Genomic DNA, 11,813 nt, shown 5'->3' with positions numbered 1-11,813 from the left:
TGATTGGTCTACTGCAAAATATCCTGGATAAGCTTCCATTCCTGCATATGCCCTCCAGAAGCATCGCCTGGCGTCTCCAGCACGAACATACTTCGCTCCAATTCCTTCGCTCTGAGGAGCTCCGTAAATCCGTCAATTCCAATATAGCCTTGCCCCAAATTTGCATGTCGATCTTGCTTGGAACGATAGGGCTCGCGAGAGTCATTCAAATGAACTGCATGCACATGTTTCCAATAGTCATGACGGTTCCCCGCCATGAGAAGTTCACTCGTTGCAGAGGGGTTCCACAAGCCACTTGCGTACGCATGACAGGTATCAAAGCAAAAACCGATCTTTTCGGGATATTGACTGAATTGCCGGATACTCACCAATTCTTCCAACGTAGCACCTAACCCACCGTGATTCCCGGCCTGATTCTCAATCAGCAGCTTAGCTCGACCACTCCATACGGAAAGAACAGTGTTCAGTGTAACAATAATATTTTCGTAGCAACTCAGCTTCTCCGCATCTGTGGCGGTTGTACTTGAGATCCCCTTATACGAACCAAAATGTACGACAATCCCTACCGCTCCACAAGCCTCTGCAATCATAAGATCGTTCAGTAATGACTGAACCGTAAGCTGAAACTTCTCAGGTGAACGGCTTGCATCCACAGCTAAATTTGTCGGATATGGCGTATGCGCAATGGACTGGATGCCATGCTGTAAACAGATTTCGCGCGCAGTCTGAGCATCGGCCTCATATCCACTTTTAATCGATAAGCCTCGCGGATTTTTGCTAAAAAACTGATAACTTCGAACTCCTGCTTCCTGCTGCAGTTGAACTGCCAATCGCGCTGCGTGCGCATATCCTCCCCGTAAAGGCAAATGACAACCAAATGCGCGCGCAGCATGGCGGGATTCATTCTTGTTCGGAGCCATCCGCTGCAGGATCAATCTGGCAATGTGGACAGAAGTTCGCAGGACGACGTTGAATCATCGTGACTTCAATCGCTGTGCCGCATTTCGGACAAGGTTCTCCTGTCTTGCCATGAATGGTTATGCCCGTTGTTTCCCCTGTTTCGGGCTGGTGCTGTTGTGTCTGCGTATTCACTAAACCATCTTGTTCAATTTCAATATGCAACACATCAAGCATCGCGTAAAACACACGATTCCAATGTTCTGATTCAAGCTTCTCCGTACGTACAGTTGGGAGCAGTCCAGTAGCAAATGCGATATCATCCGCCAACTGACTTCCTATCCCAGCGATAATGTTCGGATTGGTCAATGCGGACTTCAAAGTCGTACGACGCTTAGCGAACCGCTGAGCGAAGCGCTCTGCTGTCAAATAGCGAGATAATGGGTCTGGCCCCATCTCGAGATGCATTTCCTCCACCTGCTTCGCTGTTAACCACATAATCTGGCAGCTTCGTGCACCATGAATGTACATCTGTGCATGATCGGTAGTAATTGCGAATTGTGCATGGGAGACATCAAGTTGCTGTTCTTCATCTGGTTCTATATGTCCTGCTGCTCCTTGAGCAACTGCTTGAAGGGTAGAAACTGCTTCCATACGACTACCGGTTCCTACACGAAAAACAAGTCTACGGCCATCATCAAGATGCAATATTAAATCTGTCCCTTTGCGTTCAATATACAGAATTTGTCTTCCAACCAAGCCATTTGTCAAGCTATGGAGATCCGTATTCAACCAAGATTCACGCTGTACATGAAGGCTGCGAATGCGTTCTCCAGTAATCAACTGATCCAGCTGTTTGCGGTAGCGTTCCATTTCTGGAATTTCCGGCACCTTGCATCTTCCTTCCTAATCACTTTCATGATCGCCTTGTATTTTATGTTATTAATTAAATCATTCACATTCCAAGATATACATTATAGCATTTCCTTAATGAACCATTCACGTACTTGCTTCATGTTATGAAACACCATGTTTGGCTCCACACCGGCACGAGCACAAAATGAATCATAATTGTTAGGCGTCGTTACTCCTGTATAGGTAAGTGCTGTGCGGCATCCTGCATTCGCTCCAGCAAGAATATCAGTCATCATATTGTCTCCAATAACAATAACATCCTGTGCCGTACACCCAAGCCTATTCATCGCTTCATCCATAATAATTTCACTTGGTTTCCCAATAATAATAGGTTCCACACCAGAAGCGGATTGGAGAGCGGCACCTATTGTACCTGCACCAGGGGAAAATCCACGATCTGATGGCAGCATAACATCTGGATTAGTCAAGATGGATACAGCTCCCCCACGTAGAGCACAAGCAGCTGCCTCCAATTTGGCATAGGTCAAGCTTCGATCCAAGCCCTGAACGACAACTCCAATCTCAGAGTTCCACACATCATCTGCTTGATCCGTCCACGATATTCCGGAATCCTCCAGCGCTTGCTGCAAGCCAAGCTCGCCTATCATGAATACCATTTTATCCGAAAATCTCTTCTGAATATACGATGCAGCCGCTTGAGCAGAGGTGAGAACATCTTGAGCACCCGCAGAAATACCAAAATGCTGCAAGTGATTGGCCACTTCTTCCGGCGTGCGCGTTGAATTGTTTGTTACGAACAGATAAGGAACTCTAAGTTGGCCAAGCTCCTCTATTAGCTTGTCCGCTCCTTCAATCGGAGAAGTCCCATGATACATGGTTCCATCTAAATCGATAAGCGCATATATGCTGTTGCGCGATTTTTCTGTCATCATTTCTATACACGTTCCTTCCTTGCCTAACACATGCCTGCATCATGCTGTGGAAAATAGCAACCTACCTGCAAGAACAATCGTTCCACCATCTAATGGGAAGTACTCATCAAATCATCGAGTAGAGAATCTGAAAATCCCCCAGCACATATTGGATTCAAAATCAAAACCTGTCTGGAGTCCCCCACAGATTGCTGCTCTGATATCCATAGCATCAAAGCCCATACAGTTGAATCAATGCTAGTATACGCAATTCCGAGCCAAAAGGACAGAGCCCCTTATCAAATCCAAGGGCGATTCCTATTCGCTTCCTATTGATTGTAGAGAACTCCCGCCGCTAGTGAGTGTTCCGATACATAGAACAGACGCGATGAAATAGAACAACTCCCGCTATTCCCATGTAGAGGGGCGGGAGCCTTGCTTGGCGTGTTGGGATTGAATATCTTGCGCCTACATTCTGTGTGCTTCGGAACGTTTACCGCTGCTTCCGTGCTTGTGAGGCGTGAATCACTTGATCTACCAAGCGTTCTACGACAAGCCCATCTTCAAGTGTTGGAGCCAAGTTATCCCAACGTTCATCCCCGCAGTGGCGCAAAATAAAGTGATGCAGCGCAGCGAAATGACTGTCCTGGAATATGCCCATTGTTGCCTTCTCATCAGGAAGCAGTGCAAGTGATTCTGGTTCTGGTGTCGCCCCATGACGACCGCTGACTAGATGCAGCTGCGGTTTCTTATCGGTTTCCAAATCGCAAGTGATGCTGCCCTTCGTTCCAACAATGTGCACACGGAACGCATCCTGACCTAATGCAATACGGGATACTTCCACGATTCCTTGAATGCCTTGCTCTGTTACATAATTCATAAGTGCCCAATCATCTACATGAACAGCCAACCGTTCGTCCGTTCCGTTTCCTGCTCTACGGCTCTTAATAAATGTTTCGGTATTGCCATCCACACTCTTCATTTCACCAAACCAATGACGGAGTAAATCAAGTGCATGAACACCGATATCCGTAATAGCTCCTCCTCCAGATAACGAGTTGTCTACCCGCCAACTGTAAGGCCTGGCATCACTTAAATATCCTGAACGCAAATATGCCAGTCTGCACTGAAGCACATCGCCGATCATCCCTTCTTCTAGCCATGCCTTTATCCGCATAACTGCCGGATGATAACGATAGACAAATGCAAGCTGCTGTGTCAGTGTTGAAGGGACATCCTTCAGCACTTGCGCGGTAGAAGAGGCACTTTCTGTTACTGGCTTCTCGCAATAGATGGCTTGATTATATTGAACCGCCATACGGACTTGCTCAGCATGGAGCGCATTCGGCGTACAAATGCTAATTGCTTCCGCTCCATCGTATTGCAAAGCTTCTTCCAAGGAGGAAGTAACATGTACAAAGCCAATTTGGCGTGCCTGATCCAACGTCTGTTCAGGTCGACGGGTAACGAGTGTATTCAATACCGGTGTAACGGGAAGCTGCTTGATAATCGGCATCGTACGCAGTGCAATCATATGCGTCTTAGCGATATTGCCGAAGCCTACGATCGTAAATCCAAGTGTATTCATAGCAGATCCACCTTCCTTGTATCCAGCAACGACTAAGATGTTTCGAATAGAAGTGCCTTGGGAAATGAAATAACTTATTTCTACATTGTAAATAACCATTTCAAGGCTGGCAAGAGCATATAATCGGCTCAACAAGGCGTCGCTTCGACGAAGAGTGATGTCAGAGACTGTCGATTGCAGGCAGTGCGTGATGCAAACAAGCTGCAAGCCGGACTATTTGTCAGGTTCTGCGCTTTCCCGGGAAACTTTTTATGTACAATTGCTTTTCTATTCCCCTGCTTTTCCCCTTCCGCTCGTATCAGACTGCTGGATTTCAAGTCAATCGCCAACGATTTGTATCATAACCTTGATGAAAAAGAAAGAAACGGATTGCTCCGTTTCTTGTAGATGAGCCAGTCATTCCTAATGTAGATTCACTTTGCATATTATTCTCAGTTGGAATGCTGCAGCTATTCAAGCAGTACGTTTCTGTTATACATAAGGAGGCTCCCAGCCTTTTTTACTCCAACCGACTTTCGTTCTAACTACTCGAAGCTGCTCATCAAGCTCTACCTCAACGCCGAACGGCAGCCCCCTTCGATGCCAGAAGCGAACATCATTCCATATGATTTTGTAGCCATCGCTCCAGCGCTGTGTTCGAACGATCACTCGTTCAGCAAATCCAAGAAATGCCCGTACTCCATCTGTCGTTAGGGCTGGCTCCATAACTCGGTCGTCTATGAACAGTTTGTTGTATATGCTGTGTTTCTCAAAAGTTACAGCTGACGATAACCGCAACGGATTGCAGTGCCGTATCCAACCTGTCTCATAATGCTGTTCATACTCAACAACGTACTGCCAGCTAAGCCAAGTGACCTCTGGAACAAGTTGATAATGAAGGCCGCCTGGAAATTGCTCCTGCAATCGATGCAGGAGACGCTGGTGAACCTTCCAACGCCACACGATATACAACAGAGTCACCGCATATCCTCCGATAAATAACCATGCAGCATCTGTTCGCGTCAGCCATAACCAGCTAATCACCCCTATTAGATGAACGACAAATAAGAAAGGATCAAACAAACATAACACATCAGCATGAAGCCATCTGAGCGAAAAAGGCCTTCCAGCTTGAACTCCATATGCATTCAGCCAGTCCAAGCCAATATGCACCATGATTGCAAGCCAAGTATACAGCAGAACGAGCGGCCATTCGTCCCCCACTTGAAATAACCATGAGATCGGCAGACCAATGACAATTGGCCATACGAACCATGCTGGAATCGCATGAGTAATGCCCCGATGGTGGCGCAAATAGGCAGCATAGCTGCGAACTCGTGTAATTGCATCAAAGTCAGGTGCATGTGAAGCAATGAGTGTGGCGGTAAAGATTGCAGAGAACAATCCCGGCTGCTCCGCAACCTGAGGGTGCATACAAGCAGCTCCAGCCAATGAAGTCCCAAGCAGCAAATGACTCGCTGTATCCATCCATAACTCCTCCTTAGCATCACGGTTGCTGAACATACAATTGCCTAGGCAATTGCATATCCAACTAACCCAGTTATGGATAGCGTATCGAGGAACCATTAACGGTGCATTGTGGTGATATTAAGATGTTGTAACGATCGTATGTTCATCAGCAAGAACGGTATTAGAAAATAATTCGCACGCCTCCTGCAGCAGTTCCTCCATCCGTTCATCATTGTATCGTGAACTGAAATGGGTTAACGCAAGCTTCTTAACGCCTGCTGATACTGCTATTTCTGCAGCTTGCCAAGCCGTACTGTGGCCAAACTCATTTGCATTTTCACGTTTATCGTCCATGAAGGTCGCCTCATGCACAAGCAGATCAACACCGTGAGCCAACTTGATTGCATTCTCACATGGACGAGTGTCGCCGAGTATCGTCACTGACTTACCGGGAATTGGGCTTCCAACAACAGAAGACGCTTCTACCAACTCACCAGACGGCAGCACAATATTTTGCCCTCGTTTCAATTGTCCATATAACGGCCCCGGCGGCAGATTCTTCTCCTTTAACAGATTCAAATCAAGTCTGCCTGGCCTCTCCTTCTGCTGCACTCGATAGCCTAAGGATAGAACGCGGTGTTCAAGAGGCAGTGCCGTAACCGCAAATTGTTCATCTTCCCAGATGACTCCAGACTCCACCTCCTGAATATGAAGCTCGTAAGGCAGATACGTTTCACTTAATTCGAACACAGTATGTATAAATCGTTGCAGTCCCACCGGGCCAAAGACGGTGAGTGGAGAAACTCCACCTTGATAGGCACGACTGGACAATAGTCCCGGTAACCCGAAAATGTGATCCCCGTGCAAATGGGTGATAAAAATAAATTCGCACTTGCCTAGCTTTAATGGAGATTGCAGCACTTGATGCTGGGTTCCCTCCCCGCAGTCAAACATCCAGAAGGTTCCGCGTTCCTCATACAGACGCAGCGCCATACTACTTACATTGCGCCTAGTTGTCGGCATGCCTGCTCCTGTTCCTAAGAAGTATATATCCATACTCGTGTAATACCTCCTACTTCTGAAGTAATCCATCCAGCTAAGATTGGTGATATGTATATTTTAAACCTAGTTAACTATTTGTTGTATAAATGATTAACGTGCATAGTATGCCTCACTATGCAAAGATATAATGAGCTCCGCACGCCTGCCGGCAATACGGAGCTCATTGTGTATCTGTAGATAAGAGGGCGTCCCTAATATAGACAACTTACCATTTCCGTTGATAAATCGAAAATGAATTAGAATTATGCCTTATTTATGCTTTATCCACGTTAAAGTATTGCGCTTGCGGATGAGCGAAGACCATCGCGGATACAGATGCCTCTGGCTCCATCATAAATCCTTCTGTTAAGTGGATCCCGATATCCTCAGGCTGCATGAGCTTGAATAATGGTTCTTGATCCTCAAGATTTGGACAAGCTGGATAGCCAAATGAGACTCGAATGCCTTGGTATCTAGCACCAAATCTCTCCTTCATCGTCATCGTTTCTGGATCAGGATAGCCCCATACTTCGCGCATCATATGGTGAATTCGTTCTGCCAGTCCTTCTGCAAGCTCCAACGCTACAGATTGAAGCGCATGAGAACGCAAGTATTCACCCTTCTCCTTCCATTGATCGGCCTTGCCGCGAACATCGTCCCCAGCAGTTACAACCAAGAAGCCTACATAATCCATTACTCCGCTTTCTTTCGTACGGAGGAAGTCTGCAAGACACAAGTAAGGTTCAACCTGCTGACGCGGGAAGGTAAAGGTATGCAGTACTTCCTGAACGTTGTCCGGATTGTATATATGAATAGAATCCCCTTCCGATTGAGCCGGGAAGAAACGATACATCGCGTTCGCTTTTAGCACACCTGCTTGTGATTCTTCCACTAAAATCTGATCAACGGTTTCTTTCAAATCAACAGTCTTAGGATCCCGATTCTTCAGAAGCTGTTCCACAGATCCCTTCAATCCTAAATGATGGCCAAGCAGCATCTGGAAGTTCAAATAAGGGATGACTTGAGGAATTGGAATATCTCGAAGAACGTGACGTTCCAAATCCGGCGGAATGTATACCTCTGCTTCTCTTATGTCCGAGCGTACCGCACGTGTAAGCTCTGGCAACTTCGATTGATTTTCCGCTTCACGAGCTAGACGCTCCTTATGAGCGCGGAGCTCTTCCACTAAATTCTGGCGTTCTGAAGAATCCATAATTCTATTGGCAAGATCAAGACCTTCCATGGCGTCCTTCGCATATAAAACTAATCCATCGTATTCGGGGCTAATCCGATTCTTGGTAAATTTCCGCGTCAATGCCGCACCGCCAACAAGAATCGGCACATTGATTCCAGCTGTTCGCAAGTCTTGTGCGGTTATGACCATCTGCTGTGCAGACTTCACAAGCAAGCCCGACAGACCGATTGCATCTGGTTTCTCCTTGCGATAGGCTTCGATCAATTGATCTGGCGGAACCTTGATACCAAGGTTGACGATTTCATACCCATTATTCGATAAGATGATTTCAACTAGATTTTTGCCGATATCATGCACATCGCCCTTGACCGTTGCGAGTAGAATTTTCCCTTTAACAGCAGACTCGTTCTTCTCCATATGGGGTTCCAAGAAGCTTACCGAAGCCTTCATGACTTCTGCACTTTGGAGCACTTCCGCAACGATGAGCTCATTGTTGTTGAACAGTCGTCCGACCTCTCCCATCCCTTCCATTAACGGACCATTAATGACCTCAAGCGGCGAGTACTTCTGAAGCGCCTCCGTTAAGTCAGGAACAAGACCTTCCTTCGTGCCTTCTACTACATATGAAGCTAACCGCTCTTCAAGCGGCAGGTTGCTAGTCTTTTCTTTCTTCTCGACTTTACGGTTGCGGAACGCAGCTACGAATGCAGCCAGTGTATCATCGTTTGTGTCGTACAATAAATCTTCCGCAAGCTTGCGTTCATGTTCTGGGATGGATGCATAGCGTTCCAACTTCTCCGTATTGACGATCGCGTAATCCAATCCAGCCTTCGTGCATTCATATAGAAAGACGGAATTCAATACTTCACGCCCAGCCTCAGGCAAACCGAACGAGATATTACTGATTCCTAGAATCGTTTGAACCTTCGGAATGGTCTCCTTAATGAGGCGAATCCCTTCCACTGTTTCTTTTGCAGAACCAATATATTGTTCATCGCCCGTCCCAACTGGAAACACGAGTGGGTCGAAGATAATGTTTTCAGGCTGTATACCATAATCATTTACAAGGATGTCGAAGGATCGCTTCGCCACCTCAAGTTTATCTCCACGCGTAATCGCTTGACCACGTTCATCAATCGTACCTACAACCAAGGTGGCACCATAACGATGAACAAGCGGTACGACATGGTCGAATTTCTCTAGTCCGTCCTCTAAGTTAACAGAGTTAATAATCGCTTTCCCTTGCGAATACTTCAACGCCAGTTCCAATACCTTGGCATCTGTCGTATCTATGACGAGCGGTGCCTTAACCTTCTTTACAACTTCCTGCAGAAATTCCTTCATATCAAGAGCTTCGTCGCGATCTGGATCCTGAACGCACACATCGATGACATGTGCTCCATTTTTCACCTGTGCACGTGCGACTTCAGCGGCTTCTTCGATTTTACCTTCAGCGATCAATCGCTTGAATTTGCGCGAGCCGAGAACATTTGTACGTTCCCCTACCATATAAGGGCGGCTCTCATTTTCCACATATACCGTCTCAATCCCGGATACAGCCGGAGGATGTTCGCCGAATGCAGTACGTGGAGCATATTCGAGCAATGTCTCTCTTAGTACGCGAATATGTTCAGGTGTTGTTCCACAGCATCCCCCTGCAATATTCAGCCAGCCCTGCTCAGCAAAGGTTGCGATTTTGCGGGCAAGCGATTCTGGTGATTCATGATAGTGACCATTCTCATCGGGAAGCCCTGCATTTGGATAGCAACTGATCGCAGAGTTCGCGATGGAAGCAAGGGTACGCAAGTGATCGCGCATGAATTCCGGCCCAGTCGCACAGTTTAATCCGATCGAGATTGGCTTCAAATGCTCTAGGGAGATGTAGAATGATTCAATATTTTGACCAGCAAGCGTTGTCCCCATCGGCTCGATCGTCCCCGATATCATGAGCGGCAGCGTGATGCCCGTAGACTCGAATGCCCGTTGAATCGCAATCGAACCCGCCTTAACGTTCAACGTATCCTGTGAAGTCTCCAATAGGAGCGCATGAACGCCTGTTTCAATAAGCGCGACTGCCTGTTCATAATAGCTGTCAATTAGCTCATCAAATGTTACCCCGCCGGTAACCGATAAAGTCTTCGTCGTCGGCCCCATAGCACCGGCAACGAAACGCGGCCATTCTGGTGTGCTGTATTTTGCAGCTGCCTCGACAGCAAGCTTAGCCGCGGCAACGTTCAACTCACGTGCCTGATCAGCAATATCATAATCGGCAAGCACGATACTGGTGGCCCCGAACGTATTTGTCTCTAATATGTCTGCGCCCGCTTCTAAATATTGTTCGTGTATTCTAGAAATGACATCTGGACGTGTCAGGACTAACATCTCATTGCACCCATCCAATTGTTCGCCTCCAAAGTCCTGTGGCGTTAAATCGGCTTGTTGGATCATCGTGCCCATTGCACCGTCTAAAATGAGAATGCGTTCTTGTAGTTGTTCCTGTATCGTTCTCGTTTTCATCGCTCTGCCCACCCTCTGTCTTAAACGTTAAACCCTAGTTTAGCAGATGTGATCCGATTAGAAAAGACTCATGAATGAGTCATCGTAAAATGTTTCTTGCCCAAACATTTCCTCTGTACTATAATTAAATAAATAAATCGCATTGGGAAACGGGGGATTTTGCAAATGGCACAGGTACGTATCCGAAACACGAACGAAATCATAAGTGGCGAAGAAAAAGTTCGTTCTTTCCTATCAGCGCAAGGAGTGCTGTATGAACACTGGGATCCGAACAAACTTGCCCCATCTTTGCGTGATAAGTACGTACTATCCGATGAAGAGAAGCAAGCCATTATAGACACGTATGAAGGAGAAATCCGTGATTTGGCTGAAAGACGAGGCTATCGTACGTGGGATTTGATTTCTTTATCAGACGCTACTCCCAATATCGAAGAGCTGCTAAAGAAATTTGAACAGGTTCACACGCACACAGAAGACGAAGTAAGAGCTATTACGGCCGGAAATGGTATTTTCATAATTAAGGGAAGCGACGACATTGGTTATATGGATGTTGAATTGGAGGCTGGGGATGTAATTTCCGTCCCTGAAGAAAAGCCGCACTACTTCACTCTGATGGATAATCGTCAAATTGTTGCAGTTCGACTATTCATTGAAACAGAAGGATGGATCGCGCATCCGTATTCGGATCCTACTTTCCAACAGGCCTAATTCGGAATCATAATCGATAAAAAACGTCCCATTACTGATATTAAGAGGGGCAGCCCCACAAGATCCCGATTTGGATCTTCTGAGGCTGCCCCTTCTTCGCATAAATTCTTGTTATGTATTTAGATTCTTATTTTACAGTAAATTGCTTCTTCGGCATCGAGTGCATGTCACGAGCAGTCACATGAGAAATGACCGTGTAGGTACCAGCCTTATCAAACGTTTTCTCAATCTGATACGTGCCATCTTTCGTGAGCTTCCCCTCAATCTTCTCGTGGTCAGCCCCATCCAGCCACAACTCGAACTCTACTTTATCTGCATCATCTACCTCTTTCTCTTCTTGTGTGACCTGTGCAGAGATGGTGACAGCTTCATTGATTTTGATTTCTTCCGGCACTTGCAAGTTTACCTTAATCATTGCTCGCATCTCATTTTTGCTGTCTTGTTTATCACTGGAGCCATGACCTGCATGTCCTTCATGACCGCCACCTGCTGACGAGCTATTTCCACAACCGGCTAATAGCATTGCTCCTATTGCCATTGTTAGTACGATTAATTTACTCTTATTGTTGAACATAATCGTCGTTCACTCCTCAACTGTATCCTAGATTTATCGTATCACATTATAGACAGC

9 protein-coding genes are annotated in these 11,813 nt (G+C 46.4%); 1 reads left to right on the top strand and 8 read right to left on the bottom strand.

The window, feature by feature from the left end; all coding sequences use genetic code 11:
* Positions 1-8: 8 nt before the first annotated feature.
* From BLS15_RS06320 to metH, 7 genes are all read right to left on the bottom strand, one after another.
* Complete coding sequence (locus BLS15_RS06320) at positions 9-920, bottom strand: deoxyribonuclease IV (protein WP_051249911.1); 912 nt, start codon at positions 918-920, stop codon at positions 9-11.
* Positions 901-1,788, bottom strand: a complete 888-nt coding sequence (locus BLS15_RS06315) for a DNA-formamidopyrimidine glycosylase family protein (RefSeq protein ID WP_090510507.1) — start codon at positions 1,786-1,788, stop codon at positions 901-903. The genes BLS15_RS06320 and BLS15_RS06315 overlap by 20 nt, the downstream gene beginning before the upstream one ends.
* Positions 1,789-1,871: 83 nt before the next feature.
* On the bottom strand, positions 1,872-2,702 hold the full coding sequence (locus BLS15_RS06310) for an HAD-IIA family hydrolase (protein WP_036591119.1): 831 nt from the start codon (positions 2,700-2,702) through the stop codon (positions 1,872-1,874).
* A gap of 475 nt (positions 2,703-3,177) precedes the next feature.
* Positions 3,178-4,272: a Gfo/Idh/MocA family protein gene (locus BLS15_RS06305; RefSeq protein WP_021253908.1), complete on the bottom strand. Its 1,095-nt coding sequence runs from the start codon at positions 4,270-4,272 to the stop codon at positions 3,178-3,180.
* Positions 4,273-4,743: 471 nt separating this feature from the next.
* The gene (locus tag BLS15_RS06300; RefSeq protein ID WP_090510503.1) at positions 4,744-5,739 is read right to left on the bottom strand and encodes a metal-dependent hydrolase; all 996 of its coding nucleotides are present in this window, start codon (positions 5,737-5,739) and stop codon (positions 4,744-4,746) included.
* Between the two features lie 120 nt (positions 5,740-5,859).
* On the bottom strand, positions 5,860-6,777 hold the full coding sequence (gene rnz, locus BLS15_RS06295) for a ribonuclease Z (RefSeq protein ID WP_021253910.1): 918 nt from the start codon (positions 6,775-6,777) through the stop codon (positions 5,860-5,862).
* 259 nt (positions 6,778-7,036) lie between these two features.
* A complete protein-coding gene (gene metH / locus BLS15_RS06290; RefSeq protein WP_021253911.1) occupies positions 7,037-10,474 on the bottom strand; it encodes a methionine synthase in 3,438 nt (1,145 codons plus the stop codon).
* 165 nt (positions 10,475-10,639) lie between these two features.
* Here metH and BLS15_RS06285 point away from each other — a divergent pair, with 165 nt between their 5' ends.
* Positions 10,640-11,182, top strand: a complete 543-nt coding sequence (locus BLS15_RS06285; RefSeq protein ID WP_021253912.1) for a 1,2-dihydroxy-3-keto-5-methylthiopentene dioxygenase — start codon at positions 10,640-10,642, stop codon at positions 11,180-11,182.
* Positions 11,183-11,309: 127 nt separating this feature from the next.
* Here BLS15_RS06285 and BLS15_RS06280 read toward each other — a convergent pair whose 3' ends face one another.
* A complete protein-coding gene (locus tag BLS15_RS06280) occupies positions 11,310-11,756 on the bottom strand; it encodes a FixH family protein (RefSeq protein WP_028533052.1) in 447 nt (148 codons plus the stop codon).
* Positions 11,757-11,813: the final 57 nt, after the last annotated feature.

The organism is Paenibacillus sp. cl6col (assembly GCF_900102125.1).
GTDB lineage: Bacteria > Bacillota > Bacilli > Paenibacillales > Paenibacillaceae > Paenibacillus_B > Paenibacillus_B suaedae.
The sequence above is the reverse complement of the archived record's forward strand: the minus strand, read 5'-3'. Positions and strand labels throughout refer to the sequence as shown.

What these genes read in the sequence shown, in the direction of transcription:
- BLS15_RS06320 (WP_051249911.1), bottom strand. Translation starts at nt 920, where the DNA reads ATGGCTCCGAACAAGAATGAATCCCGCCATGCTGCGCGCGCATTTGGT.
- BLS15_RS06310 (WP_036591119.1), bottom strand. Translation starts at nt 2,702, where the DNA reads ATGACAGAAAAATCGCGCAACAGCATATATGCGCTTATCGATTTAGAT.
- BLS15_RS06305 (WP_021253908.1), bottom strand. Translation starts at nt 4,272, where the DNA reads ATGAATACACTTGGATTTACGATCGTAGGCTTCGGCAATATCGCTAAG.
- BLS15_RS06300 (WP_090510503.1), bottom strand. Translation starts at nt 5,739, where the DNA reads ATGGATACAGCGAGTCATTTGCTGCTTGGGACTTCATTGGCTGGAGCT.
- rnz (WP_021253910.1), bottom strand. Translation starts at nt 6,777, where the DNA reads ATGGATATATACTTCTTAGGAACAGGAGCAGGCATGCCGACAACTAGG.
- metH (WP_021253911.1), bottom strand. Translation starts at nt 10,474, where the DNA reads ATGAAAACGAGAACGATACAGGAACAACTACAAGAACGCATTCTCATT.
- BLS15_RS06285 (WP_021253912.1), top strand. Translation starts at nt 10,640, where the DNA reads ATGGCACAGGTACGTATCCGAAACACGAACGAAATCATAAGTGGCGAA.
- BLS15_RS06280 (WP_028533052.1), bottom strand. Translation starts at nt 11,756, where the DNA reads ATGTTCAACAATAAGAGTAAATTAATCGTACTAACAATGGCAATAGGA.